Source organism: Pseudomonas sp. NPDC087690, assembly GCF_044743175.1.
Taxonomy (GTDB): Bacteria; Pseudomonadota; Gammaproteobacteria; order Pseudomonadales; family Pseudomonadaceae; genus Aquipseudomonas.
Genome location: NZ_JBIUVX010000034.1, coordinates 2,501 through 27,539 on the forward strand (window position 1 = coordinate 2,501; position 25,039 = coordinate 27,539).

25 protein-coding genes (1 of these 25 only partly in view) are annotated in these 25,039 nt (G+C 58.6%); 10 read left to right on the plus strand and 15 right to left on the minus strand.

Annotation, left to right across the window (positions count from 1 at the left end):
- Positions 1-796: the 5' portion of a tyrosine--tRNA ligase gene (gene tyrS, locus ACIPIZ_RS23245; RefSeq protein WP_064390759.1), read on the minus strand. 404 nt of this gene lie to the left of the window's left edge; 796 of the gene's 1,200 nt are visible here — the first part of the coding sequence; its start codon is at positions 794-796; the stop codon falls past the left edge of the window.
- Between the two features lie 213 nt (positions 797-1,009).
- Between tyrS and ACIPIZ_RS23250 the strand changes: the two genes are divergently transcribed.
- Both ACIPIZ_RS23250 and ACIPIZ_RS23255 read left to right on the plus strand, forming a co-directional pair.
- On the plus strand, positions 1,010-2,434 hold the full coding sequence (locus ACIPIZ_RS23250; RefSeq protein WP_105709387.1) for a peptidoglycan DD-metalloendopeptidase family protein: 1,425 nt from the start codon (positions 1,010-1,012) through the stop codon (positions 2,432-2,434).
- A 3-nt stretch (positions 2,435-2,437) separates the two neighbouring features.
- Positions 2,438-3,529, plus strand: a complete 1,092-nt coding sequence (locus ACIPIZ_RS23255; RefSeq protein ID WP_401167682.1) for an anhydro-N-acetylmuramic acid kinase — start codon at positions 2,438-2,440, stop codon at positions 3,527-3,529.
- A gap of 75 nt (positions 3,530-3,604) precedes the next feature.
- Here ACIPIZ_RS23255 and erpA read toward each other — a convergent pair whose 3' ends face one another.
- Positions 3,605-3,955, minus strand: coding sequence for an iron-sulfur cluster insertion protein ErpA (gene erpA, locus ACIPIZ_RS23260; protein WP_003176443.1), 351 nt, complete (start codon positions 3,953-3,955; stop codon positions 3,605-3,607).
- 168 nt (positions 3,956-4,123) lie between these two features.
- Positions 4,124-5,158: an N-acetyl-gamma-glutamyl-phosphate reductase gene (argC, locus tag ACIPIZ_RS23265; RefSeq protein ID WP_016983465.1), complete on the minus strand. Its 1,035-nt coding sequence runs from the start codon at positions 5,156-5,158 to the stop codon at positions 4,124-4,126.
- A 135-nt stretch (positions 5,159-5,293) separates the two neighbouring features.
- Here argC and hemJ point away from each other — a divergent pair, with 135 nt between their 5' ends.
- The 6 genes from hemJ to coq7 all read left to right on the plus strand — a co-directional run bounded on the left by hemJ (position 5,294) and on the right by coq7 (position 9,870).
- A complete protein-coding gene (gene hemJ, locus ACIPIZ_RS23270) occupies positions 5,294-5,722 on the plus strand; it encodes a protoporphyrinogen oxidase HemJ (protein WP_064390762.1) in 429 nt (142 codons plus the stop codon).
- A 33-nt stretch (positions 5,723-5,755) separates the two neighbouring features.
- The gene (locus ACIPIZ_RS23275) at positions 5,756-6,742 is read left to right on the plus strand and encodes a nitronate monooxygenase family protein (protein WP_150647682.1); all 987 of its coding nucleotides are present in this window, start codon (positions 5,756-5,758) and stop codon (positions 6,740-6,742) included.
- Between the two features lie 57 nt (positions 6,743-6,799).
- Positions 6,800-7,750, plus strand: a complete 951-nt coding sequence (locus tag ACIPIZ_RS23280) for a DUF805 domain-containing protein (protein ID WP_064390763.1) — start codon at positions 6,800-6,802, stop codon at positions 7,748-7,750.
- Between the two features lie 61 nt (positions 7,751-7,811).
- Positions 7,812-8,600 carry an SDR family oxidoreductase gene (locus ACIPIZ_RS23285; protein WP_064390764.1) on the plus strand — a complete coding sequence of 263 codons (789 nt, stop codon included), beginning with the start codon at positions 7,812-7,814 and terminating at the stop codon, positions 8,598-8,600.
- An 81-nt stretch (positions 8,601-8,681) separates the two neighbouring features.
- The gene (locus ACIPIZ_RS23290) at positions 8,682-9,020 is read left to right on the plus strand and encodes a histidine triad nucleotide-binding protein (RefSeq protein WP_003228789.1); all 339 of its coding nucleotides are present in this window, start codon (positions 8,682-8,684) and stop codon (positions 9,018-9,020) included.
- Between the two features lie 202 nt (positions 9,021-9,222).
- Positions 9,223-9,870, plus strand: a complete 648-nt coding sequence (coq7, locus tag ACIPIZ_RS23295; RefSeq protein WP_008077993.1) for a 2-polyprenyl-3-methyl-6-methoxy-1,4-benzoquinone monooxygenase — start codon at positions 9,223-9,225, stop codon at positions 9,868-9,870.
- Between the two features lie 119 nt (positions 9,871-9,989).
- Here the strand turns inward: coq7 and speD are convergent, their stop codons facing one another.
- Together speD and ACIPIZ_RS23305 are read right to left on the minus strand one after the other, a co-directional pair.
- Positions 9,990-10,784 carry an adenosylmethionine decarboxylase gene (gene speD, locus ACIPIZ_RS23300; protein WP_401167689.1) on the minus strand — a complete coding sequence of 265 codons (795 nt, stop codon included), beginning with the start codon at positions 10,782-10,784 and terminating at the stop codon, positions 9,990-9,992.
- A gap of 237 nt (positions 10,785-11,021) precedes the next feature.
- The gene (locus tag ACIPIZ_RS23305; protein ID WP_003228794.1) at positions 11,022-11,444 is read right to left on the minus strand and encodes an OsmC family protein; all 423 of its coding nucleotides are present in this window, start codon (positions 11,442-11,444) and stop codon (positions 11,022-11,024) included.
- Positions 11,445-11,680: 236 nt separating this feature from the next.
- On the opposite strand from ACIPIZ_RS23305, the gene crp reads away from it, so the two are divergent.
- Positions 11,681-12,325, plus strand: coding sequence for a cAMP-activated global transcriptional regulator CRP (gene crp, locus ACIPIZ_RS23310; protein ID WP_008088598.1), 645 nt, complete (start codon positions 11,681-11,683; stop codon positions 12,323-12,325).
- On the opposite strand, the gene ACIPIZ_RS23315 is transcribed toward crp, so the two are convergent.
- The 4 genes from ACIPIZ_RS23315 to ACIPIZ_RS23330 all read right to left on the minus strand — a co-directional run bounded on the left by ACIPIZ_RS23315 (position 12,322) and on the right by ACIPIZ_RS23330 (position 15,656).
- A complete protein-coding gene (locus ACIPIZ_RS23315; RefSeq protein WP_401167691.1) occupies positions 12,322-13,020 on the minus strand; it encodes a biotin/lipoate A/B protein ligase family protein in 699 nt (232 codons plus the stop codon). The genes crp and ACIPIZ_RS23315 overlap by 4 nt on opposite strands.
- Positions 13,021-13,170: 150 nt before the next feature.
- Positions 13,171-14,007, minus strand: a complete 837-nt coding sequence (trpC, locus tag ACIPIZ_RS23320) for an indole-3-glycerol phosphate synthase TrpC (protein WP_064390766.1) — start codon at positions 14,005-14,007, stop codon at positions 13,171-13,173.
- Entirely contained in the window at positions 14,004-15,053 is a 1,050-nt protein-coding gene (trpD, locus tag ACIPIZ_RS23325) for an anthranilate phosphoribosyltransferase (protein WP_064390767.1), read from the minus strand. Before trpD ends, trpC begins: the two co-directional genes overlap by 4 nt.
- Before the next feature lie 9 nt (positions 15,054-15,062).
- Entirely contained in the window at positions 15,063-15,656 is a 594-nt protein-coding gene (locus ACIPIZ_RS23330; RefSeq protein WP_105709381.1) for an aminodeoxychorismate/anthranilate synthase component II, read from the minus strand.
- Between the two features lie 408 nt (positions 15,657-16,064).
- Between ACIPIZ_RS23330 and estP the strand changes: the two genes are divergently transcribed.
- The gene (gene estP, locus ACIPIZ_RS23335; protein WP_401167696.1) at positions 16,065-17,972 is read left to right on the plus strand and encodes an esterase EstP; all 1,908 of its coding nucleotides are present in this window, start codon (positions 16,065-16,067) and stop codon (positions 17,970-17,972) included.
- A 175-nt stretch (positions 17,973-18,147) separates the two neighbouring features.
- On the opposite strand, the gene trpE is transcribed toward estP, so the two are convergent.
- The 6 genes from trpE to ACIPIZ_RS23365 form a co-directional block, all read right to left on the minus strand.
- A complete protein-coding gene (gene trpE / locus ACIPIZ_RS23340; protein ID WP_064390770.1) occupies positions 18,148-19,629 on the minus strand; it encodes an anthranilate synthase component I in 1,482 nt (493 codons plus the stop codon).
- 71 nt (positions 19,630-19,700) lie between these two features.
- Complete coding sequence (locus tag ACIPIZ_RS23345; protein ID WP_105709378.1) at positions 19,701-20,519, minus strand: phosphoglycolate phosphatase; 819 nt, start codon at positions 20,517-20,519, stop codon at positions 19,701-19,703.
- Positions 20,516-21,190 carry a ribulose-phosphate 3-epimerase gene (gene rpe, locus ACIPIZ_RS23350; RefSeq protein ID WP_007918813.1) on the minus strand — a complete coding sequence of 225 codons (675 nt, stop codon included), beginning with the start codon at positions 21,188-21,190 and terminating at the stop codon, positions 20,516-20,518. The genes ACIPIZ_RS23345 and rpe overlap by 4 nt, the downstream gene beginning before the upstream one ends.
- A gap of 79 nt (positions 21,191-21,269) precedes the next feature.
- Positions 21,270-22,418, minus strand: a complete 1,149-nt coding sequence (locus ACIPIZ_RS23355) for an iron-containing alcohol dehydrogenase (protein ID WP_401167700.1) — start codon at positions 22,416-22,418, stop codon at positions 21,270-21,272.
- 393 nt (positions 22,419-22,811) lie between these two features.
- Positions 22,812-23,636, minus strand: coding sequence for an ABC transporter permease (locus tag ACIPIZ_RS23360; RefSeq protein WP_008084123.1), 825 nt, complete (start codon positions 23,634-23,636; stop codon positions 22,812-22,814).
- Between the two features lie 12 nt (positions 23,637-23,648).
- Complete coding sequence (locus tag ACIPIZ_RS23365; RefSeq protein ID WP_401167703.1) at positions 23,649-24,896, minus strand: ABC transporter permease; 1,248 nt, start codon at positions 24,894-24,896, stop codon at positions 23,649-23,651.
- Positions 24,897-25,039 lie beyond the last annotated feature (143 nt).

Genomic DNA, 25,039 nt, shown 5'->3' on the forward strand with positions numbered 1-25,039 from the left:
GGAAGCTGAGCAGCTCGAAGTAACGCCACATCAATGCATCAGGAATCGAAACCAGCTTGCTGTACATGACACCCGGTGCTTCCTGAATGCCGACATAGTTGCCCAACGACTTGGACATCTTCTTCACACCATCCAGACCCTCAAGCAACGGCATGGTCAGAATGCACTGAGCCTCTTGACCATAACCACGCTGCAGCTCGCGCCCCATCAGCAAGTTGAACTTCTGATCAGTACCACCCAACTCCACGTCCGCGCGCAGAGCCACCGAGTCATAACCCTGAACCAGCGGATACAGAAACTCGTGAATAGCGATTGGCTGATTAGTGGTGTAGCGCTTGTCGAAGTCATCGCGCTCAAGCATGCGAGCGACGGTGTATTGCGAAGTCAGGCGAATGAAGTCCGCCGGCCCCATCTGATCCATCCAGGTGGAGTTGAACGCCACTTCGGTTTTCGCCGGGTCGAGAATTTTGAACACCTGAGTTTTATACGTTTCGGCGTTTTCCAGAACCTGCTCGCGAGTCAGCGGCGGACGCGTGGCGCTCTTGCCGCTCGGATCACCGATCATCCCGGTGAAGTCACCTATAAGGAAGATCACCTGATGCCCCAGCTCCTGGAACTGGCGCAGCTTGTTAATAAGCACTGTGTGACCCAGGTGCAGATCCGGAGCGGTCGGGTCAAAACCAGCCTTGATACGCAGCGGCTGGCCGCGCTTGAGCTTCTCGATCAGCTCGGACTCGACCAATAGTTCTTCCGCACCACGTTTAATCAGCGCTAGCTGCTCTTCAACCGACTTCATAACAGACCCGCAAGGCTCAGATTCAAAGGGAACCAACCATACAAGATCGCGCACCAATTACAAGTTTTGCCCGGCGCACGGACACCAATCCACAGACGCGATGTCTGCAGACTTGCTTCAGAGATGATTTGGTTATATTTTATACAGTTATTTCATCTTCATCATGTCATTCATCTTTTCCAATTCATCATTTTTCAAAGTCAAAAATTACTTATGACCACAGAACCGTCTAAAGCGCCCCCGCTTTACCCAAAGACCCACCTGCTTGCTGCAAGTGGAATCGCCGCCCTTCTTAGCCTGGCTCTCCTGGTATTCCCTTCCAGTGATGTTGAAGCCAAAAAGACGACCCTGAGCCTTGAACTGGAAAGTCCTGCTGAACAACTGACACAAGATCAAGACGCCGCTGACGCGGCTCAAGCCACAAATGAGCCAGTAGCTTCACCGTTCGCCCAGATCGAAAACAGCGACGAAAATACCCCGCAAACTGCTGAAACCGAACCCGCACCTGCGCCGGCAACGGAAAAAGCAAAGGCTCCCGGTCACCGCGAAGTCGTTGTCGCCAAGGGCGACACACTGTCCACCCTGTTCGAAAAGGTCGGCCTCCCAGCCGCTTCCGTGCACGAAGTGCTGGCCAGCGATAAACAAGCCAAACAGTTCAGCCAACTCAAACACGGCCAGAAACTCGAATTCGAATTGAGCCCGGAAGGCCAACTGACCAGCCTTCACAGCAAGGTCAGTGACGTCGAAACCATCACTCTCACCAAGAATGACAAGGGCTACGCCTTCAACCGGGTCACGGCAAAACCTACCGTTCGCACCGCTTATGTCCACGGCGTGATCAATAGCTCGCTCTCCCAATCCGCCGCCCGCGCAGGCCTGTCTCACAGCCTGACCATGGATATGGCCAGCGTCTTCGGCTATGACGTCGACTTCGCGCAGGACATCCGCCAGGGCGACGAATTCGATGTGATCTACGAACAGAAAGTGGTCAACGGCAAGTCGGTCGGCAACGGCCCGATCCTGTCCGCCCGTTTTACCAACCGCGGCAAGACCTACACCGCTGTGCGTTACACCAACAAACAAGGCAACAGCAGCTATTACACGGCTGACGGCAACAGCATGCGTAAAGCGTTCATCCGTACTCCGGTGGACTTCGCCCGCATCAGTTCAAAGTTCTCCATGGGCCGCAAGCACCCGATCCTTAACAAGATCCGCGCTCACAAAGGCGTCGATTACGCTGCGCCGCGCGGCACACCCATCAAGGCTGCCGGCGACGGCAAAGTCTTGTTGGCGGGCCGCCGTGGTGGCTACGGCAACACCGTGATCATTCAGCACGGAAACACTTACCGTACGCTTTATGGCCACATGCAAGGTTTCGCCAAAGGCGTGAAAACCGGCGGCACCGTCAAGCAAGGCCAGGTGATCGGCTACATTGGCACCACCGGTCTTTCCACCGGCCCGCACCTGCATTATGAGTTCCAGGTCAACGGCGTTCACGTAGACCCATTGGGTCAGAAGCTGCCAATGGCCGATCCAATCGCCAAAGCCGAACGCGCTCGCTTCCTGGCGCAGAGCCAACCGCTGATGGCGCGCATGGATCAAGAGAAGGCCACCATGCTGGCCTCGAGCAAGCGTTAAGCCATGGCCCGGTATATCGGCGTGATGTCCGGAACCAGTCTCGACGGTCTGGACATTGCCCTGATCGAACAGACCCAGGCGATCAAACTGGTCGCCACGCACTACATTCCCATGCCTGCTTCCCTTCGCGCCGAGCTCCTTGGCTTGTGCGCCAGCGGCCCGGACGAAATCGCCCGCTCGGCGATTGCTCAGCATCACTGGGTGAAACTCGCCGCGCAGGGTATTCACACCCTCCTTGATCAGCAGCAACTCAAACCTGAAGATATACGGGCGATCGGCAGCCATGGCCAGACCATTCGCCACGAACCGGCGCGCGGCTTCACCGTGCAGATCGGCAACCCTGCTCTGCTCACCGAGTTGACCGGCATCACCGTAGTCAGCGACTTTCGCAGCCGCGATGTCGCTGCCGGCGGTCAGGGTGCACCTCTGGTTCCCGCCTTCCATGAGGCGTTGTTTGAAGAGAGTACCGGCAATCAGGCAGTCTTGAATGTCGGCGGTTTCAGCAATCTGAGTCTGATAGAGCCGACCAGGCCTGTAGCCGGTTTCGACTGCGGCCCTGGGAATGTTCTGATGGACGCCTGGATTCAGCAGCAGCGCGGTGAAAACTACGACCGTAATGGCGACTGGGCGAGATCAGGCGCTGTTGAGCCAACCCTGTTGCAGGCGCTGCTCAGCGATCCATTCTTCGTCACCAAAGGCCCGAAAAGCACCGGCCGCGAAGTGTTCAACCTGCCTTGGCTGGAACAACACTTGTCACGGTTGCCAGCCTTCGCAGCAGAAAACGTACAGGCCACGCTGCTTGAGCTGACGGCCCTGACCATCGTCGAGTCGCTGCAAAGCGCACAGGGCGACACGCAGGAGCTGCTGGTTTGTGGCGGCGGCGCACACAACGCCACACTGATGAAACGCCTGACCCAGTTGCTGCCCAACACAACGGTTGCCAGCACCGCGACCCACGGCGTTGATCCGGACTGGGTCGAAGCCATGGCCTTCGCCTGGCTTGCCCATTGCTGCCTTGAAGGCATCGCCGCCAACCGGCCAAGCGTCACAGGCGCCAAAGGTCTTCGCGTACTCGGCGCCATCTACCCCAACTGAATAAAACGCAAGCAACAAAAAACGCCGCAGAACCGTAAGGCTCTGCGGCGTTTTGTTGTCTGTAGCGAAAAACGATCAGATCGAGAACGACGACCCGCAACCACACGTGGTGGTGGCGTTCGGGTTCTTGATCACGAATCGCGAACCTTCCAGACCTTCCTGGTAATCCACTTCAGCACCGGCCAAGTACTGGAAGCTCATCGGATCAACCACCAGACTCACACCTTCGCGCTCGACAATGGTGTCGTCATCGGCCACATCTTCATCGAAGGTGAAACCGTACTGAAAACCTGAACAACCGCCGCCCGTAACGAATACGCGCAGCTTCAAGCGATCATTCCCCTCTTCATCGACCAGGCTCTTCACCTTGTGCGCGGCACCGTGGGTGAATTGCAAAGCCGTGGGGGTGAAGGATTCGACGCTCATGCTGACTATCTCCCGGCGTTACGCCGCCATAATGCGTGATGACGGGCATTATCCGCTTGTCCTAGAAAATCGGTCAACTATTGTTACGGTATATCAATAAACCCGATGAGCTGCTCAGCATGCAAAAAGGCCCGTTCAACGGGCCTTTTTACTGTGCAGCTTAAAGTGTTACGGCAACATACCAGCGTGGGACAGGCCGAAGCGCTCGTCCAGCCCGAACAGGATGTTCATGTTCTGCACCGCCTGACCCGAGGCGCCTTTGACCAGATTGTCGATCACTGACAGCACTACAACCAGATCCCCATCCTGTGGACGGTGAACGGCGATACGGCACACGTTGGCGCCACGTACGCTACGGGTTTCCGGATGACTGCCGGCAGGCATCACGTCGACGAACGGTTCGTTGGCATAACGCTTTTCAAACAGAGCCTGCAGATCTACCGAGCGATCGACCACGGTCGCATAGAGCGTGGAATGAATGCCACGAATCATCGGAGTCAGGTGCGGAACGAAGGTCAGGCCAACGTCCTTACCTGCGGCACGACGCAAACCCTGGCGAATTTCCGGCAGGTGACGGTGACCTTTTACCGCGTAAGCCTTCATGCTTTCCGAAGTCTCAGAGTACAACGAGCCTACAGCCGCACCGCGACCGGCACCGCTGACACCGGATTTGCAGTCGGCAATCAAACGCGAAGCATCCGCCAGACCAGCCTCAAGCAGCGGCAGGAAACCCAGCTGCGTAGCGGTTGGATAGCAACCCGGCACGGCGATCAGACGCGCTTTCTTGATCTGCTCGCGATTGACTTCCGGCAGACCGTAGACCGCCTCATCAAGCAGCTCAGGCGCGCCGTGCGGCTGACCGTACCACTTGGCCCATTCTTCGGCGTCTTGCAGACGGAAGTCTGCCGACAGGTCGATGACTTTGGTGCCCGCCGCCAGCAGTTCGCCCGCCAGTGCGTGAGCCACACCGTGTGGCGTGGCGAAGAACACCACGTCGCAAGCGCCGAGGGTTTTGATGTCCGGCACACTGAAAGCCAGGCCGTCATAGTGACCGCGCAGGTTCGGGTACATGTCAGCCACGGCCAGACCTGCCTCGGATCGGGAAGTGATCACAACCACTTCTGCCTGCGGATGTTGCGCCAACAGACGCAGCAGTTCGACACCGGTGTAACCCGTGCCGCCGACGATACCGACCTTGACCATAAACCTGCCCTCAACGAACCCACTGGAAAGCCGTCGATAATAGGGGCCGCGCGCCCCTGCGACAACCGTCAAGGTGACGTGCGGGCGCTCAAGCCTCTACTATCCGGCTTACCGTGATTAAGGAAATAACTAAAAATGCTCTATCTATGGATCAAGGCTTTCCACATTGTCAGCATCGTTTGCTGGTTTGCCGGACTGTTCTACTTGCCGCGACTGTTCGTGTATCACGCGCAAAGCGAAGACTCGATCAGCAAGGAACGCTTCAGCGTCATGGAGCGCAAGTTGTATCGCGGCATCATGGGCCCGGCGATGATCGCTACGCTGATCTTCGGTGGCTGGCTGATTTACCTCAATCCGACCATCTTCAGCATGGGTGGCTGGATTCACGCCAAACTGACCCTCGTCGTCTTGTTGATCGGCTATCACCATATGTGCGGCGCGCAGGTAAAACGTTTTGCCCGTGGCGAAAACACCCGCAGCCATGTCTTTTATCGCTGGTTCAATGAAGTCCCGGTTCTGATATTGCTGGCTATCGTAATTCTGGTCGTGGTCAAGCCGTTCTAACTTCAACAAGTACAGATCTCTGGGGTGTTCATCATGTCGCTGCCTGCTCTGCTCGAACAACGTTTGCGTTTGCCTGTAGTTGCAGCGCCGATGTTTCTGATTTCCAACCCCGAGTTAGTGCTCGCCTGTTGCCGCAACGGCGTGGTTGGCAGCTTTCCGGCACTTAACCAGCGCGAAAGCAGCGGCTTCAAAGCCTGGCTGGAACGGATCGAAGCGGGACTGGCGACACTGGACAACCCGGCGCCGTACGCGGTGAACCTGATCGTTCATAACAGCAACCCACGCTTGCAGGCGGATTTGAACATTTGCGTCGAGCATAAAGTCCCCATCGTCATTACCAGCCTCGGGGCGGTGAAGGAGTTGGTCGATGCCGTGCACAGCTATGGTGGCCTGGTCTTCCACGACGTCACCACTCGGCGACATGCCGAGAAAGCCGCCGAAGCCGGTGTCGATGGATTGATCGCCGTTGCCGCCGGCGCAGGTGGCCATGCCGGCACCTGGAGCCCGTTTGCACTGATCGCCGAGATCCGTCAGTTCTTCGACAAGACACTGTTGCTTGCAGGATGTTTGAACCACGGCCACGAGATTCTCGCCGCACAGCTGCTTGGCGCGGATCTGGCCTACTTCGGCACGCGATTCATCGGCACCACGCAAAGCCATGCGCCTGACGCCTACAAGGAGATGCTGCTGACAGCCAAGGCTGCGGACATCATCCATACCCCAGCGGTGTCGGGCGTTCCGGCCAGTTTCATGCGCCAGAGCCTGGAGGCGGCCGGTTTCGACATGGCAACTCTGCAAGGCAAAGGCGAGGTGAATTTCGGCGACAAACTCAAACCGGTCAGCGACGAAGCCAAAGCCTGGAAGACCGTATGGTCTGCCGGCCAAGGCGTCGGGCAGATCGACGACCTGCCAAGCGTCGATCAGTTGATCGCTCGCCTTGACGCTGAATACCGGCAGGCCCAGCAACACGCAGCGCAACTGCCACAACGCTGGCCACGTAAAAATCAGGCCAGTCTCTGAAGGACTGGCCTTACACTGACGACCTTTCAATCTATTCGCGACAAGGATGCCTCGGCCATGAGCGACACCCGTTACAAGATCGTTTTCGACGGAGCTCTACAGCCCGGTGTCGACATCACCACTGCCAAACTCAATCTGGCGAACCTGTTCAAAAGCGAAGTAGCCGCCATCGAGCGACTCTTCAATGGCAGCGTCGTCGCGATCAAGCGCGATCTATCCCACAGCGATGCGCAGACCTACCTGCAAGCGCTGAACAAGACCGGTATCAATGCCCGCATCGAAACCGAAACCCCCATCGAACTGAATCTGGCGGACGTGCATGAACACGCCGCTGCCGCGATGGAACCGAGCTCACCGTACGCGCCACCTCGAGCGAACGTCGGCGAAAGCCTGCCTGCGTTCGCTACGCTCAAACCGTTTGGGGTGGAAGGCCGGATCGGACGTTTACGCTACCTCGCCTGGTCGATGGTACTGACGCTGGTGACCCTGCCGATTATCGGCATCTTTGCGTTGATCGCGCTGGGACTTGTCGGCGCCGACTCCACCAGCGGCCTGATCATCGGCGGCATCGTCGCGGTCTTCTTGTTTTTGGCACTGCTCATCGTCAGCATCATGTTCAGTGTTCAACGCTTGCATGATATCGGTTGGTCCGGCTGGCTCTGGTTGCTGACACTGGTGCCTTTCGTGGGCAGTTTCTTCCCGTTTGTGGTCATGATCGTACCGGGTAATACCGTCGCCAACCGCTATGGCCCCCCGCCGCCACCGAACAGCACTGCGGTCAAGGTCCTGTGTTCCCTGTGGATCGTGTTTATCGCCCTGTTTTTCGTCAGCGGCATCCTCGGCGGAATCTCGGCTATCCAGCAGGAATACGAAAGCAATCTGGAAAGCAGCTACGAAAGCGGCTCGGTGACCACCGACGAAATCGACGTGGAAGTCGAACCCGCAGCGAATTCCGCCGACGATGCAGCCGAAGCGGCGCAGGCCCCTGTAGACTCTGCGAAAGAATGAACAGCGCTCCCCGCCGTGACACCCGCGTCGTCGGCGCGGAGCTGTTGCGATGGAGAATTGCATGACCCGTTACGCACTGATCACTGGCGCTTCCAGCGGCATTGGCCTGGCCATGGCTGAAGCGCTGGCCCGGCGCGGCCGCAGTTTGATTCTTGTGGCTCGACAGCGTGATCAGCTGGAAAGCATTGCGATCGAGTTGACCCAACGTTTTGGTGTCGAGGTGCTGTTCCGCGCCTGCGACCTGGGCGAACCATTGCGCTTGTCCGGTTTTCTGCTTGAGCTGGAAGAAGGCGACCGGCAGATCGATTTACTGGTGAACTGCGCCGGCATTGGCACTTGCGGGCCGTTCCTTGCTCAGGACTGGATGACCGAGCAGGATCTGATCGAGGTGAACATCCTCGCCCTCACCCGTCTGTGCCACGCGATCGGCAACAGCATGGCGCTGCAGGGTGGCGGGCAGATTCTCAATGTCGCCTCAATGGCCGCGTTCAACCCGGGCCCGTGGATGAGCACTTACTACGCCAGCAAGGCATATGTTCTGCACTTCTCCGAAGCCTTGCGGGTCGAACTCAAACAGAGTGCGGTGAATGTCTCGGTACTCTGCCCAGGCCCGACCCGTACGGCTTTTTTCCGCACGGCACAGCTCAACAGCGAAAAACTCAAAGACAGCAAGTTAATGATGAGCCCAGAGGAAGTCGCGCTATACACCGTACGCGCCCTCGACAAGAACCGCGCGATCATCATCCCGGGGCGACGCAATCGATGGTTCGCCTTCCTGCCCAGATTGGGGTCGCGCTGGCTCAATCGCACCATTGTCGGCATGGTCAACAAGGCTTACTGCCCGCGCTGAAATGCCCTACAGGTAAAACACTGGGCGGGATAAGCCGCCCTGCGTACACTCAGACCAGCCCAAACAACGGAGAAAACAGCAGTGGATACTCTGTTCACCAAGATCATCAACCGGGAAATCCCGGCCAAGATCATTTACGAAGACGACCAGGTTCTGGCCTTCCACGATATCGCTCCTCAGGCACCGGTGCATTTTCTGGTGATCCCGAAGAAACCGGTGCGCACCCTCAATGACCTGACCGAAGACGACAAGGCACTGGCCGGGCATATCCTGTTCACTGCACAACGTCTGGCGCTGGAACTGGGTTGCGAGGAAGGCTTCCGTGTGGTGATGAACTGCAATGAAAAGGGTGGGCAAACCGTTTACCACATTCATATGCACGTACTCGGTCAGCGCCAGATGAACTGGCCACCGGGCTGATACCCAGCAAACCTGTGTGTAGGAGCTGCCGAAGGCTGCGATCTTTTGATCTTCGAGTATCAAAAACAAGATCAAAAGATCGCAGCCTTCGGCAGCTCCTACATGAAGCAAAAAGCACATCCAGTGTTACTGATGACCCAGCGCAAACCTTCCCCGGCCGATTCGGTTAAACTGGCCGCCGAGATTCTTCCCGGAGGTCAGCATGACTACCCAACGTCACTACTCGCCCATTGACCGTCTGCTGCTGCAAGCCGATGCCGCCATGCGTACCCTGTTGCCCTTCAGTGGCCAGCCGTACCGTCCGTCGCCGGCGATTTTGCAGCCGGACACGCAAATGAGCGATGAAGACACCCGCCACGTTGCCGGGCTGATGCGCATCAACCACACTGGTGAAGTCTGCGCCCAGGCGCTGTATCAAGGGCAAGCGCTGACCGCCAAGCTGCCGCAAGTGCGCGAAGCCATGGAGCACGCCGCCGAAGAAGAGATTGATCACCTTGTGTGGTGCGAACAGCGCATTCACCAGTTGGGCAGTCATACCAGCGTGCTCAATCCGCTGTTTTACGGGATGTCGTTCGGCATTGGCGCGGTGGCCGGATTGATCAGCGACAAGGTCAGCCTGGGGTTTGTTGCAGCGACCGAGCATCAGGTGTGCAAGCATTTGAATGAACACCTGGAACAATTGCCGGCTGAGGACGAGAAGTCCCGGGCGATTCTGGAGCAGATGCGCATTGATGAAGAGCATCATGCGGAGAGTGCGCTGGAGGCTGGCGGTTTCCGTTTTCCGGCGCCGGTGAAGTTCGGGATGAGTATTCTGGCTAAGGTGATGACCAAGAGTACTTATCGGATTTGAGAAGTGTATTGCCGGACAGGGCCCCATCGCTGGCAAGCCAGCTCCCACAGGGGTCTTTGTTTCAACAATAAAAAAGGCGACTGTCCTGAGACAGTCGCCTTTTTTTGTGCCCGGGAATCTTAGGTCGGCATGTTGCGCGCGTAGAAGATTTCGAGCATTTCGTGTTTCACCCGGTCAGTCACCTGAGCGCGTTGCTCCGCAGACAGGTTGCTGGTGGCGTCGCCGAACAGGTAGTTGTCCAGTTCGAAGTTCTTCAGCAGCATTTTGGTGTGGAACAGGTTTTCCTGGTACACGTTCACGTCGGTCATCTGGTACGCGTCGCGGGTATCTTCGGACAGGTAGTTCTGGATCGAATTGATCTCGTGGTCGATGAAGTGCTTGTTGCCTTCAACGTCACGGGTGAAGCCACGCACACGATAATCCACAGTCACAATGTCCGAATCGAACTGGTGAATGAGGAAATTGAGCGCTTTGAGCGGTGAAATGACACCACAGGTCGACACATCGATGTCCACACGGAAGGTTGCAATACCGTCGTCCGGATGGATTTCCGGGTAGGTGTGCACCGTGATATGACTCTTGTCGAGGTGGGCCAGGATAATTTCGGGCAACGGGCCCGGCGACTCTTCGATCTGGCTTTCAGTCGGGGTTACCGGCTCTTCAGATATCAGAATCGTGACGCTGGCGCCCTGAGGTTCATAGTCCTGACTGGCAATGTTCAGGATGTTGGCACCAATGATCTCGACAACTTCTGTGAGAATCTGCGTCAGGCGTTTCGCGTTGTACTCTTGATTGATGTACTCAACGTAAGCCTGCTGGTCTTGCGGGGTTTCCGCGTAGCAGATGTCATAGATGTTGAAGCTCAAGGTCTTTGTCAGGTTATTGAACCCGTGGAGCTTGAGTGTGCATTTCACCGTTAAAAACTCTCTATGTATGCGGCCCGGCCGCGTGATCAAGCATGCCCGTCAAGTGCGAACAACGCACCTGCGTAGGACGGTTAACACCTCTTCGCGATGGCGATTTTGGTTATCTGTTCAGGCGGATGACCTGTCGGCTGACCGATCACTGCCCTGAAAAAAGTGGCGCATTATGCAGACGTCAGCGGGGGATCGCCAGAGTCTGCACTGCTTTTATGATAGTTGAATGTCGGTTCAACCGAGTTCGACGATTTCGTAATCGTGAGTGATCGCCACGCCAGCCGCGCCGAGCATGATCGAGGCCGAGCAATACTTCTCTGCAGACAACTCGATCGCACGTTTGACCTGGGCTTCTTTCAAGCCACGGCCCTTGACCACAAAATGCATGTGAATCTTGGTGAACACCTTCGGATCTTCGGTCGCGCGCTCGGCTTCAAGGAAGGCTTCGCAGCTCTCAACGGCCTGACGCGACTTCTTGAGAATGCTGACCACGTCGAAATTGCTGCAACCGCCAACACCGAGCAGGAGCATTTCCATCGGGCGAACACCCAGATTACGACCACCGGCGTCCGGCGGACCGTCCATCACTACGACATGACCGCTGCCGGATTCGCCGAGGAACATGGCTTCGCCAGCCCATTGGATGCGTGCCTTCATCGCCAAGACTCCACTGTAGAAAAAAGGGTCGCCAGCTTAGCACAGGGCTTTGCCCGGACAGCGGCGGCGTTCCTAGGACGGATGCCTCTGCGGTGTAGGTAATTTCTCGAATTTTCGACGAAGTGTCTGTTAAGCTGGCGCCAATTCACTGGCGCCCATGCCAGCTGTGTAGCGACCGCCTTCAGCGCCTCATAAAAAAATCAAACATCACCGTGCAGTCTTTTCGGGATACAACCATGGTTGCTATTACCCCCACACCCAAAATCAAGAACCTCGACAAGCTGCTGATGCATTGTCAGCGCCGTCGTCATGCAGCCAAGAGCAACATCATCTGTGCGGGCGATCGTTCGGACACGCTGTACTTCATCATCAAGGGTTCGGTGACGATCCTGATCGAGGACGACGACGGTCGCGAAATGATCATCGCCTACCTCAACGCCGGGGATTTCTTCGGTGAGCTGGGTCTGTTCGAACAAGCCGGCCAGGAACAGGAACGCAGTGCCTGGGTGCGCGCCAAGGTCGAGTGCGAAACTGCGGAAATCAGTTACGCCAAGTTCCGCGAATTATCGCAGCAGGATCCGGACATTCTTTACGTACTCAGCGGACAAATCGCACAACGCCTGCGCAACACCACGCGCAAGGTCGGCGACCTGGCGTTCTTCGACGTCACTGGCCGGGTAGCCCGTTGTTTGCTGGAGCTGTGCAAACAGCCGGACGCGATGACCCACCCGGACGGCATGCAGATCAAAGTGACGCGTCAAGAGATTGGGCGAATTGTCGGCTGTTCAAGGGAGATGGTCGGTCGCGTGCTCAAGGATCTTGAAGAACGCAACCTGGTCGATGTGAAAGGCAAGACCATGGTGGTCTTCGGTACGCGTTAAACGTACATTTGCGCCAGCATCAAACGATACAGCTCATCGAGACGCGCCAAGGCCTGTGGCGCGTTGAATTTTTCATGCAGGGCAATGTGGCTTTGCGCCCGCACCCGCTGCTCCAGGCCGCACGCTTCGTTGAAGCGATTGACCGCCGCCACCATCGACTCACGCTCGTTATCCATCAACATCGCTCCGTGAACCAGACCGACCGGACGCTGCCCGCCCTGACTCTGGCGCCAGCGCTGGGCGGTGCCGACCATTTTCCGGCCGTCGAGGTTGACGTTGAAGCGACCGTCGCAGAATGCGCCGTCGATTTCGCCCAACGACGAGGTACCACCCAATTCATCCAGCAACTGACAGATCGGATCGCAGAGGCGGTGGTAGCCGGTTTCTATGCGGTTCAAATCGCCTTCGCTGCGCGGTGGTGCGTAGACCAGAGCGATATTGATAGTGGCGGCAGATTGCGGCACGGGTTCGCCGCCGGTTTCGCGTAGCAGGACGGGCCAGCCAGCAGCGGCGGAGACTTCGCAAGCGTGCTCGAAAGCGGGGAGACGATTGAGGCGGCGCGGCATGACCAGGGCGCGATCACTGGGTTGCCAGAACAGCAGGCCGAATTCTGTATCGCCGGCGCAGACCGAGGCCAGCAAGTCTTGCTCGGCCTGGAGGCCGGCTTCGATGGTCAGCGGGGTTGGCAGCGACATAACAGGCTCCGGCAACATAAGAATCTTCAGCGGTTTCGATGGCCCCATCGCGAGCAGGCTCACTCCTACAGGGGGAACGCATTCCAAGTGTAGGAGTGAGCCTGCTCCGGGCGGCGTTCCGACGATGGCGTCGACTCGGCCTGAAGCGAATCAGTCGAGGGTCGAACCGCTGATCGACACGCCGCGCTCCGGGAAGAACAGACGCTGCAGTTCAGTGCCCGGATTTTCCGCACGCATGAACGCTTCACCGACCAGGAACGAATACACGTCGCTGATTTCCATCAGTTCGACATCGGCACGATTAAGAATGCCGCTTTCGGTGATGACCAGACGATCACGTGGAATCCGTGGCAGCAGGTCGAGCGTGGTTTCCAGACTGACGTCGAAGGTGTGCAGGTTACGGTTGTTGACCCCGACCAGCGGCGTGTCGAGGGTTTTCAACGCGCGCTCCAGCTCATCGCCATCGTGCACTTCGACCAGCACATCGAGACCGACGCTTTTGGCGACGGCGGCAAGCTCAGCCATTTTCACGTCATCCAGCGCGGAGACGATCAGCAGCACACAGTCGGCGCCCAAGGCGCGGGCTTCAACGATCTGGTAAGGATCAATCATGAAGTCCTTGCGGATCACCGGCAGGCTGCAGGCGGCGCGCGCCTGTTGCAGGTACGCATCGGCGCCCTGGAAGTAATCGATGTCGGTCAGTACGGACAGACAGGTCGCCCCGCCCTTCTCGTAGCTTTTGGCGATATCGGCCGGAACGAAGTCCTCGCGGATCACGCCTTTGCTTGGCGAAGCCTTTTTGATCTCGGCAATCACCGCCGGCTGCTTCTTCTTTGCCTGCGCCAGCAATGCCTGGGCAAAACCACGAGGTGCATCGGCCGCCTTGGCCAGACTTTCCAGCTCGCTCAGGCTGACGCGGGCGCTACGCTCGGCGACTTCCTGAACTTTGCGGGCCAGAATGTTTTCCAGAACCGTCGGTACACTCATCCCTCATTCTCCACTCTGAATACCGCGGTAAAGGCACCCAGCTCCTCGAGTTTTTCCCGAGCGAGGCCGGTGTGCAGCGCGTCGTGCGCAAGCTCGACGCCCTGTTTCAAACTGCTGGCCACGTCGGCGGCGTACAGCGCGGCGCCGGCGTTGAGCACAATCATTTCGGCAGCTTTCTGGCCGTTTTCGGTTTTGCGCTTGCCGAGGGCATCGCGGATCAGCGCCAGCGACGCCTCCGGGCCTTCGACCGACAGACCGTGCAGGCTCTGGCTTTTCATGCCGAGGTCTTCCGGCTCGACCCAATATTCAGTGATTTCATTGTTCTTCAGCTCAGCGACGAAGGTCGGCGCGGCGAGACTGAACTCGTCCAGACCGTCCTTCGAGTGCACCACCAGCACATGCTTGCTGCCCAGACGCTGCAAGACTTCGGCCAAGGGCCGGCACAGCGCCTTATTGAATACGCCCACCACCTGATGCTTCACACCGGCCGGATTCGTAAGCGGGCCGAGCATGTTGAACAGCGTACGCAGGCCGAGATCGCGGCGCGGACCGGCGGCGTACTTCATGGCTTTGTGGTGAGTCTGGGCAAACATGAAACCGATGCCGACGTTGTCGATGCAACGCGCGACCTGCACCGGCGTCAGGTTCAAATAGATACCGGCGGCTTCGAGCAAGTCGGCGCTGCCGCTCTTGCCCGATACAGCGCGGTTGCCGTGCTTGGCGACGGTGCAACCAGCAGCGGCAACAACAAAGGAAGAAGCGGTCGAGACGTTGAAGATGTTTGCACCGTCACCGCCGGTACCGACCACATCGACCACGCCATCAAGGGTCTTCAGTTCAACCTGATCGGCCAGCTCACGCATCACCGAGACCGCGCCGACGATTTCATCGATGCTCTCGCTCTTCATGCGCATGGCCATCATGAACGCGCCAATCTGCGCGTCGGTGCATTGGCCGGTCATGATTTCGCGCATCACGTCGCGCATTTCATCGGTGCTGAGGTCGAGGTGTTCGACGATACGGCTCAGGGCTGTCTTGATATTCATGGAAAGTCCTTAGCGCGTGCCGCCGGTTTGTTTGAGGAAGTTGGCAAACAGTTCATGACCCTGCTCGGTCAGGATCGACTCGGGGTGGAACTGTACACCCTCAATGTTCAGGGTCTTGTGACGCAGGCCCATGATTTCGTCGACCGAACCGTCGTCGTGTTGCGTCCACGCGGTCAGCTCCAGGCAGTCGGGCAAAGTATCGCGCTTGACGATCAGCGAGTGATAGCGGGTAACCGTCAGTGGATGATTCAGTCCTGCGAAAACACCCTTGTCCTCGTGAAATACCGGACTAGTCTTACCGTGCATTACCTGACGCGCACGTACAACGTCACCGCCAAAGGCCTGGCCGATGGACTGGTGACCAAGGCAGACACCGAGGATCGGTAGTTTGCCGGCGAAGTGTTTGATGGCTTCGATAGAGATGCCCGCTTCGGTCGGCGTGCAAGGACCTGGCGAGACGACGATACGTTCAGGCTTGAGCGCTTCGATTTCAGCGACGGTCAATTCGTCGTTGCGCACGACTTTGACCTCGGCACCCAGCTCGCCGAGGTATTGCACAACGTTGTAAGTAAAGGAGTCGTAGTTGTCGATCATCAGCAACATGGCGTGTCGAACCTCTTGAATTCTGATTTGAAAACAGCCTTCAGTTCACTTGCCCGCAGGGCGCTGCACGATGTCGGACGCAGGTAGATGCGTCGGCACAGCGGCATTTCAAACAGGCAAGGAAGGCAAAGCGATACAGATCCGGCGGGGCCGGCAGAAAAGATTCAGGCGCGCCAACGCCAGCGGGCGTGTGCCTTGATGACTTGATCCAGAAGTTTGCTGGTGATCAACACGGGGAAGGTCTCGTTCATACGTTCCAGCACAGTAACTTAGCTGGGCGGAGCGTGCAATATGGCCGGGGATTTGGGGGTTAAATCCAGTGGAGGATTGGCGACCGATGGCAAAACGCCGGAAGTTTTTGGTACTGTCGTTTCGTTCACCTACAACAATAAATAAACGGACTTGCTCATGATCAAACAGACGTTGTTTGTACCGCTGGCTGGCTGCCTGCTCGCACTGGCTTGTGCTCAGGCGAATGCAGCACCCAATCCCTATTCGAATTTCATAGTTTTCGGCGACAGTCTCAATGACGCCGGAACCTTCGCCGACACTGGCGGACCGGCCGGCTCCACCGAGCGTTACACCAACCGGACCGGGCCGGTGTATCAGAATGGCAGCGGTGAACTGTATTCATTGAACTCTACGCAGTTGCTCGGCGGACGCCTTGGCTTTTCGCCAGACCAGACCGCCTCTTCCAGCTCCGCCGTGCGCGCCGAAAACGGCCAGCCTGACGGCAACAACTGGGCGGTTGGCGGCTATCGCACCGACCAGATCCTCGACTCGATCACCACACAGTCCGCCACAGGCGAACGCACCCGCGCCGGTTACCTGCCATCAAACGGCTTCCGCGCCGATCCAAACGCGCTGTATTACATCTCCGGAGGCGGTAACGACTTCCTGCAGGGGCGCATTCTCAGTCTGCCGCAAGCCAACGCCGCAGCAGATCGACTGGCCGACAGCGTGCAGACACTGCAAACCGCCGGTGCCAAATACGTGATGGTCTGGTTGCTGCCTGACGTCGGTCTGACTCCAGCGATCAATGGCACGCCGCTGCAGGCTTTCAGCAGTCAGCTCGCCAGCCAGTTCAACAGCCAATTGGTCACGCGCCTGCAAGGCATCAACGCCGAAATCATTCCTTTGAACATTCCGGTGCTGCTATCGGAGGTGTTCGCCGATCCGGGCCGCTTTGGTCTCGCCACCGATCAGAACCTGACCGCGACCTGCTTCAGCGGCAGCAGTTGCCCGGAAAACGCCCGTTACGGCATCAACAGTGCAACCCCGGATCCGAGCAAGTTGATTTACAACGACGGCGTGCACCCCACCGAAGCCGGCCAGAAACTGATCTCCGACTACGCCTACTCCCTGCTGGCCGCGCCGTGGGAACTGACGCTGCTGCCGGAAATGGCCCACGCCACCGTACGTGCGCATCAGGATGAATTGCGCAGCCAATGGCAGGCGGATTGGGAAAACTGGCAAGCGGTTGGTCAATGGCGGGCGATTGTTTCCGCTGGCGGTCAGCATCTGGATGTCGACAGCCAAAGCAGCGGCGCCAGCGCCGACGGCAGCGGTTACAACCTCAACGTCGGCGGCAGCTATCGTCTCAACGAAGACTGGCGTGTCGGTGTGGCGGGTGGTTTCTACCGGCAGAACCTGGAGGCCGGTCACAACGACTCGGACTACAAACTCAACAGTTACATGGCCACCGCGTTTGCTCAGTTTCAGCAGAATCGCTGGTGGGCTGACATGGCGTTGACCGGCGGCAAACTCGACTACGACAACCTCAAGCGCAAGTTCGATCTCGGCGCGAGCGAGGGTGCGGAGAAAGGCGATACCGACGGCAGCCTGTGGGCGTTCAGCACTCGCATCGGTTATGACATTGCCCAGCCGGGCAGCGAATGGCACCTGTCGCCGTTCGTCAGCGCCGATTACGCCAGCGTCGATGTCGACGGCTATTCAGAGAAGAGCAACCGCGCCACCGCGCTGACCTTCGATGATCAGACCCGCGATTCGAAACGCCTCGGTCTCGGCTTGCAGGGCAAATACAACATCACCCCGCAAACCCAGGTATTTGGCGAATACGCCCACGAGCGTGAGTACGAAGATGACGTGCAAAAGGTCCGCATCGCACTCAATACACTGCCAGCCAATGACTTCAAACTTGAGGGTTACACGCCGCAGAGCCATTTGAACCGCTTGAGCCTGGGCGTCAGCCACAAGCTCACGGCTGATCTGGCGTTGCGTGGCGGGTATACGTTGCGCAAGGATGATGACTTTACTCAGCAGGGCGTTAACGTCGGAGTGGTGCTGGATTTCTAAAACCGCAGGCACAAAAAAAGCGGCGCCCTCACAGGCGCCGCTTTTTTTATGGCCGAACACAGATCAAATGTAGGAGTGAGCCTGCTCGCGATTGCGGTGGTTCAGACAACATATCCGTTGAATGTCAATCCGCTATCGCGAGCAGGCTCACTCCTACAGGGGGGGTTGCGTTGGCTCAGGCTTCCGGAGTTTGCTCGGCCAGCGCCACGGCGCGGAACATCGCGCGGCGTTTGTTCAAGGTCTCTTCCCATTCCAGTGCCGGCACCGAATCGGCGACGATGCCACCACCGGCCTGCACGTGCAGTTCGCCGTTCTTGATCACCGCTGTACGAATGGCAATCGCGGTGTCCATGTTGCCGTTCCAGGCGAAGTAACCGACCGCACCGCCATACACACCACGCTTGACCGGCTCCAGTTCGTCGATGATTTCCATCGCGCGAATCTTCGGCGCACCCGACAAGGTGCCGGCCGGCAGAATCGCCCGCAACGCGTCCATCGCCGTCAGCCCGGCTTTCAACTGACCGGTGACGTTGGAGACGATATGCATCACATTGGAATAGCGCTCGATGACCATCTTCTCGGTGAGTTTCACCGAACCGATTTCCGAAACGCGACCGGTATCGTTGCGACCCAGATCGATCAGCATCAAGTGCTCGGCGATCTCTTTGTCATCCGACAGCAAGTCTTCTTCCAGCGCCACATCGGCTTCTTCGGTCGCGCCACGTGGGCGCGTGCCGGCAATCGGGCGCACGGTGATCAGGTTGTCTTCAACGCGCACCAGCACTTCCGGCGAACTGCCGACAACGTGGAAATCGCCGAAGTTGAAGAAGTACATGTACGGCGTCGGGTTGAAGCAACGCAGGGCGCGGTACAAATCAATCGGCGCAGCCTTGAAGTCGATCGACATGCGCTGCGACGGCACGACCTGCATGCAGTCACCGGCCAGGATGTATTCCTTGATGGTGTCGACGGCTTTTTCGTAATCGTCCTGGGTGAAACTCGAACGAAATACCGGATCAGCCGATTGCTGTTTGCTGAAGTCCAGACCACGGCGCGGCGTGATTGGCTGGCGCAATTGCTCCAGCAGTTCCTGCAAACGTGCTTGACCCTGTTCGAAAGCATCGGCCTCGGCAGGGTCGGCCAGCACGATTGCGTGCATCTTGCCGGCAAGGTTGTCGAAAACGACAACGGCGTCGGAAACCATCAGCAGAATGTCCGGCACGCCCAGTGGATCCGGATTCGGGCACTTGCCCAAGCGCTTCTCGACATAACGCACGCAGTCGTAACCGAAGTAACCGACCAGACCACCATTGAAGCGTGGCAGACCGGCGATGGTCGGCACGTTGTAACGCGCCTTGAAGGTTTCAACGAAGGCCAGCGGGTCTTCAACGTCGTGACTTTCGGTCTCGACGCCATCAACGGTGATACTGACGTGATGATCGTGAACCCGCAGCACGGTGCGGCATGGCAGGCCGATAATCGAGTAACGGCCCCATTTCTCACCGCCCTGCACCGATTCGAGCAGGTAGGAGTTGGGCTGGTCAGCCAGTTTCAGGTAGATCGACAGCGGCGTGTCGAAGTCGGCCAGGGTTTCGCAGGCCAATGGGATGCGGTTGTAGCCGTCAGCGGCCAAGCGCAGGAATTCTTCGCGGATCATAAGGTGCCTCGTGGTGTGAGGGGCAAATCAGTCAGGTATGCAAACGCGCCGGCAGGCCGGCCAGAAACAAGTCAGGCGCGCCAACGCCAGCGGGCCAGGGCCTTGATGACTTTCATCCAGAGTTTGCGAGTGACCACCACGATGGCGTTTCCAGAAGGGGATTGAGAAGCGTCGGGCAACGTTATCTCAGCGGCCGTGACGAGGCAACCGGGAATTAGCTTGCGCAGATCGTCGATCACCAAGGCAGGTGATTCTTCGGCAATCGGCCGGCCATGGTTGTAACCGTAACTCAACGCCACGCATTTGACCCCCGCCGCTTTCGCCGCCAGCACGTCGCTGCGCGAGTCGCCGACGAACAACGATTGCGAGGCCGGAATATTGGCCATTTTCATCACAAAGAACAGCGCCGCCGGATCAGGTTTCTTCTGCGGCAAGGTATCGCCGCCGATGATCCACTTGAAGTAGCGGCCGATCTTCATCTGATCCAGCAACGGCGCGACGAAACGCTCCGGCTTGTTGGTGATCAGCGCCATGGCCACGCCTTGCTTGTGCAGCCACTTGAGGGTGTCGCGCACGCCGGGATAGACCACGGTCAGCTCATGGCTGGCGCCGTAAGCCTCCATGAACACTTCCAGCGCATGCTCGGCCTCGACGTCATCCACCGTCGAATGATCAATGCCACCGGCCAACGCCCGGCGCACCAACACTGGCGCGCCGTTACCCACCCACTCGCGTACCGATTCGATACCCGCGGGCTTGCGGCCGAGCGAGAGCAGCATGGTGTCCACCGCCGCTGCCAGGTCTGGAACCGAGTCGATCAATGTGCCATCCAGATCGAACATCACCAGCCGTGGCAGTTTTCCCGGGAACAGCTGCTCAAATCCGCTCATGGGCGCGCCAGCGCCAGTTCGGAGCGCATCTTGTCGATGACTTCCTGGTAGTTCGGCGCGTTGAAAATTGCCGAGCCAGCGACAAAGGTGTCAGCGCCAGCCGCGGCGATTTCGCGGATGTTGTTGACGTTGACGCCGCCGTCGATTTCCAGACGGATGTCACGGCCCGAGGCATCGATAATCGCCCGCGCTTCGCGCAGTTTGTCGAGGGTGCCAGGAATGAATTTCTGCCCGCCGAAGCCCGGGTTGACACTCATCAGCAAGACCATGTCGACCTTGTCGATCACGTACTTGAGCACGTCCAGCGGGGTCGCCGGGTTGAACACCAGACCGGATTTGCAGCCGCCTTCACGGATCAGTTGCAGCGAACGATCAACGTGCAGCGTGGCTTCCGGGTGGAAGGTGATGTAGGTCGCGCCGGCTTCGATAAAGTCGCCGACGATGCGATCCACCGGGCTGACCATCAGGTGCGCGTCGATCGGCGCGGTGACGCCGTACTTGCGCAACGCCGCGCAAACCATCGGGCCGATGGTCAGGTTTGGCACGTAGTGGTTGTCCATGACGTCGAAGTGGACGAAGTCGGCGCCAGCGGCGAGAACGTTGTCCACTTCCTCGCCGAGGCGGGCGAAGTCGGCGGAGAGAATCGACGGAGCAATTACGAAGGGCTGCATGACGCACCTTTTCTGAGCTAAATCACGATGGCGCGCATTGTAGCCTCATGGATTGCTGCGCGCACCGTGACCGCGATGATCAGTACGCCGCTCGGTAGATCTTCTCGATATCGACGGCGCTGAGTTTGCGCGGATTGTTGCGCATCAAGCGCTCGATGCCCGCGGCTTCTGCAGCCATGGCCGGGATCGCTTCTTCCGGCACGCCGAAACTACGCAGCCCGGCCGGGATTTCCACGGCTGCGCACAGATCACTCATCGCCTGCACGGCTTTGTCCGCCGCCTCGGTTGCACTCAGATGAGCGGTCTTCACCCCCATGGCTTCGGCAATATCCTGCATGCGTTCGACGCAAGCCATTTTGTTCCAGGTCATGACATACGGCAGCAGCAAGGCATTACTGACGCCATGGGCAATGTTGAAACGCCCGCCCAGCGGGTACGCCAGCGCATGCACCGCGCCGACCCCGGCATTACCGAATGCCATGCCGGCCATCAGGCTGGCGGTGGCCATGTCTTCGCGCGCTTGCAGGTTGGCGCCGTTGGCGTAGGCCTTGGGCAACGCGCTGGCGATCAACTTGATGGCGCCGATGGCCAGGGAGTCGGTGATCGGCGAGGCATTCACCGACAGATAGGATTCGATGGCGTGCACCAAGGCGTCGACGCCACTGGCGGCGGTGACGCTGCGGGGGCAGGTCAGGGTCATTTGCGGGCTGACCAGCGCGACGTCCGGTAATAGAAAGTCGCTGACGATGCCTTTCTTCAGTTGCGCGACTTTGTCCGAGAGGATTGCGACGTTGGTCACTTCGGAACCGGTGCCGGCGGTGGTCGGGATGGCGATCAGCGGCGGGCCTTTGCGTGGCACCTGGTCGACACCGAACAGATCTTCCAGTGCGCCGTGGTAACCGGCATACGCAGCGACACTTTTGGCGATGTCGATGGCGCTACCGCCACCGAGGCCGATCAAACCGTCATGCCCGCCTTCGCGGTAAACACGCATGCAGTCTTCGACGATGGCGATTTCCGGGTCGGGCAGTACGCGGTCGAAAATCTCGTAGTCGCGCCCGCCGAGTTGCACCAGCGCCAGCTCTACCGTGCCGGATTTGACCAGCGCGGCATCGGTGACGATCAGCGGGTTGTCGATATCCAGGCGTGTGAGTTCGGCGGCCAGTTGTTCGATGGCTCCGGCGCCGGTGATCAGTTTGTGAGCGATTTTGAACTGGGACAGACTCATCGTGCGCAGCCTCTTATAGATGTGGGAGCTGGGCACAAGATTAGCTGGGGATTTGGGGTTGTCTGCTATTCAGGGTGTGAATGGTTGATCGGGTAGAAGATCAAGAGCCCCTCACCCTAGCCCTCTCCCGGAGGGAGAGGGGACTGACCGAGGTGAATGTGAGAGGTACACCGACTTGAGATACCGAGTCGAACTCAGGTTTTGAAAAGCACAACGATCTGCTCCCCTCCCCCCCGAAGGTAAAAAGACTGACCGAGGCGGATGGAGGAGATACACCGACTTGCGATACCGAGTCGAACTCAGGATTTGAAACCCATGAAGATCTGCTCCCTTTCCCCCTCTACCCCCTGGGGGAGAGGGTTGGGGTGAGGGGGTAAGCTCTTGATCTGGCCCTTAAACCTGAGCGGTACGCAGCTTCTCGCTACGTCCCCGCAGCCATTCCAGGGTCAGCAGCAGGATGACCGAGAAGGCGATCAGCAAAGTAGCGGCGGCGGCGATGGTTGGGCTGAGGTTCTCGCGAATCCCGCTAAACATCTGCCGAGGCAACGTCGCCTGCTCAGGCCCGGCAAGAAACAGCGTCACCACCACCTCATCAAACGAAGTCGCAAACGCAAACAGCGCCCCGGAAATCACCCCCGGCGCAATCAGCGGCAAGGTCACCCGGCGGAACGCCGTCAGTGGCGAAGCACCAAGACTCGCCGCCGCACGCACCAGATTGTGGTTAAAGCCCTGCAACGTCGCCGACACTGTGATGATCACAAACGGCACGCCCAGCACCGCATGCACGACGATCAGCGAGAAGAAGCTATTACCCAGGCCCAATGGCGCAAAAAACAGATAGCTCGCCACACCAATGATCACCACTGGCACCACCATCGGCGAAATCACCAGCGCCATCACCAGCGCTTTACCGGGGAAGTCGCCACGGGTCAGGCCAATCGCTGCGAGCGTACCGAAGATCATCGCCAGCACCGTCGCCGCCGGGGCGACGATGATGCTGTTCTTCAGTGCGCGCATCCATTCCGCCGAAGCGAAGAAGTCGTGATACCACTGCAGCGAGAAGCCTTGCAGCGGATAGACCAGAAAACTGCCCGAGTTGAACGACAGCGGAATGATCACCAGCACCGGCAGAATCAGGAACAACAGAATCAGGCCGCAGAGAATCCGCAGGCTGTAGAACCACACCCGTTCGATGGGCGACATGTAAGGACTCAGCATCTCGAATTCCCCTTAGCTCAGGCGCAGGCGACTGGCGCCGACCAGCCAGCTGTAAATCAGATAAAGCACCACGGTCGCCAGCAACAACAGCCCGCCCAGTGCGGTGGCCATGCCCCAGTTGATGCTGGTGTTGGTGTAGAAGGCGACGAAGTAGCTGACCATTTGATCGTTCGGGCTGCCGAGCAGCGCCGGGGTGATGTAGTAGCCGATGGCGAGGATGAAGACCAACAGGCACCCCGCGCCGACACCGGCGTAGGTCTGCGGGAAGTACACCCGCCAGAAACTGGCGAACGGGTGGCAGCCGAGGGAAATCGCCGCGCGCATGTAGGTCGGCGAGATGCCTTTCATCACGCTGTAGATCGGCAGGATCATGAACGGCAACAGGATGTGCACCATCGAGATGTACACACCGGTGCGGTTGAACACCAGTTCCAGCGGTTTATCGATGATGCCCATGGCCATCAGGCCACTGTTGATCAGACCGCCCGATTGCAACAGCACGATCCACGCGGCGACGCGCACCAGAATCGAGGTCCAGAACGGCAGCAGCACCAGAATCATCAGCAGATTGCTCTGCCGCGATGGCAGGTTCGCCAGCAGGTAAGCCAGTGGATAAGCCAGCAGCAGGCAGATCACGGTGATGACCAGGCCCATCCAGAAGGTGCGGGCGAAGATGTCGAGGTAGATCGCCTGATCCGGGGTGGCCGGGGCGATTTCGCCGAGGTCGTCGATGCGGTGGTCGACGGACGCCAGCAGGTAATAAGGCGTGATGCTGCTGGTGTTGCGTTTCACCACCTGCCAGTAGGCGGGGTCGCCCCAACGTTCGTCGAGTGCTTCGAGGGCTTCTTTATAAGAGGCCGGTTCGCTGGCGAAGGGCAGCGCCCGGGCGGTTTTGGTCAGCAGGCTGCGATAGCCGGCCAACTCCATGTTCAAGCGCTTGGACAGATCGCCCAGCGTCTGGTTTTTGCGCGCTTCGGCGAGGTCTTCGCCGGCGGCTTTGTAGACGGGTTCAGCGGGCAGGCCACGGCCATCCCAGCTGGCGATGGCTGCCACGGTGCGCGGCATGCCGCCGACCACTTCGGGGTTGCCGACGCTTTTGTAGAGCAGCGCCACGATCGGCACCAGAAACACCAGCAGCAGAAACAGCACCAGCGGCGCAATCAGCGCTTGAGCCTTCCAGCGGTTGACCCGCTCGGCGCGCTTGAGCTTCTGCTTCAAGGTGGGGCTGTTGCCCTCGTTCAGGGGAACGGCGATGGCCATGACGTACTCCGCAAATCTTTGATCGTTACAGAGGTGGTGAACCACCTCGAACTTTAGCTACTGATCGTTCCCACGCTCTGCGTGGTAACGCATCCAGTGACGCTCTGCGTCACAGGGACGCGGAGCGTCCCGGGCGGCGTTCC

Excerpts from the sequence above, each read along its gene's own strand:
- ACIPIZ_RS23255 (WP_401167682.1), top strand. The coding sequence starts at position 2,438 with ATGGCCCGGTATATCGGCGTGATGTCCGGAACCAGTCTCGACGGTCTG.
- ACIPIZ_RS23365 (WP_401167703.1), bottom strand. The coding sequence starts at position 24,896 with ATGGCCATCGCCGTTCCCCTGAACGAGGGCAACAGCCCCACCTTGAAG.
- trpC (WP_064390766.1), bottom strand. The coding sequence starts at position 14,007 with ATGAGTGTACCGACGGTTCTGGAAAACATTCTGGCCCGCAAAGTTCAG.
- crp (WP_008088598.1), top strand. The coding sequence starts at position 11,681 with ATGGTTGCTATTACCCCCACACCCAAAATCAAGAACCTCGACAAGCTG.
- hemJ (WP_064390762.1), top strand. The coding sequence starts at position 5,294 with ATGCTCTATCTATGGATCAAGGCTTTCCACATTGTCAGCATCGTTTGC.
- argC (WP_016983465.1), bottom strand. The coding sequence starts at position 5,158 with ATGGTCAAGGTCGGTATCGTCGGCGGCACGGGTTACACCGGTGTCGAA.
- trpD (WP_064390767.1), bottom strand. The coding sequence starts at position 15,053 with ATGAATATCAAGACAGCCCTGAGCCGTATCGTCGAACACCTCGACCTC.
- ACIPIZ_RS23250 (WP_105709387.1), top strand. The coding sequence starts at position 1,010 with ATGACCACAGAACCGTCTAAAGCGCCCCCGCTTTACCCAAAGACCCAC.
- ACIPIZ_RS23360 (WP_008084123.1), bottom strand. The coding sequence starts at position 23,636 with ATGCTGAGTCCTTACATGTCGCCCATCGAACGGGTGTGGTTCTACAGC.
- trpE (WP_064390770.1), bottom strand. The coding sequence starts at position 19,629 with ATGATCCGCGAAGAATTCCTGCGCTTGGCCGCTGACGGCTACAACCGC.
- rpe (WP_007918813.1), bottom strand. The coding sequence starts at position 21,190 with ATGCAGCCCTTCGTAATTGCTCCGTCGATTCTCTCCGCCGACTTCGCC.
- ACIPIZ_RS23305 (WP_003228794.1), bottom strand. The coding sequence starts at position 11,444 with ATGAAGGCACGCATCCAATGGGCTGGCGAAGCCATGTTCCTCGGCGAA.
- ACIPIZ_RS23275 (WP_150647682.1), top strand. The coding sequence starts at position 5,756 with ATGTCGCTGCCTGCTCTGCTCGAACAACGTTTGCGTTTGCCTGTAGTT.
- erpA (WP_003176443.1), bottom strand. The coding sequence starts at position 3,955 with ATGAGCGTCGAATCCTTCACCCCCACGGCTTTGCAATTCACCCACGGT.
- ACIPIZ_RS23355 (WP_401167700.1), bottom strand. The coding sequence starts at position 22,418 with ATGAGTCTGTCCCAGTTCAAAATCGCTCACAAACTGATCACCGGCGCC.
- ACIPIZ_RS23280 (WP_064390763.1), top strand. The coding sequence starts at position 6,800 with ATGAGCGACACCCGTTACAAGATCGTTTTCGACGGAGCTCTACAGCCC.
- ACIPIZ_RS23330 (WP_105709381.1), bottom strand. The coding sequence starts at position 15,656 with ATGTTGCTGATGATCGACAACTACGACTCCTTTACTTACAACGTTGTG.
- ACIPIZ_RS23315 (WP_401167691.1), bottom strand. The coding sequence starts at position 13,020 with ATGTCGCTGCCAACCCCGCTGACCATCGAAGCCGGCCTCCAGGCCGAG.
- estP (WP_401167696.1), top strand. The coding sequence starts at position 16,065 with ATGATCAAACAGACGTTGTTTGTACCGCTGGCTGGCTGCCTGCTCGCA.
- ACIPIZ_RS23345 (WP_105709378.1), bottom strand. The coding sequence starts at position 20,519 with ATGAGCGGATTTGAGCAGCTGTTCCCGGGAAAACTGCCACGGCTGGTG.
- ACIPIZ_RS23285 (WP_064390764.1), top strand. The coding sequence starts at position 7,812 with ATGACCCGTTACGCACTGATCACTGGCGCTTCCAGCGGCATTGGCCTG.
- coq7 (WP_008077993.1), top strand. The coding sequence starts at position 9,223 with ATGACTACCCAACGTCACTACTCGCCCATTGACCGTCTGCTGCTGCAA.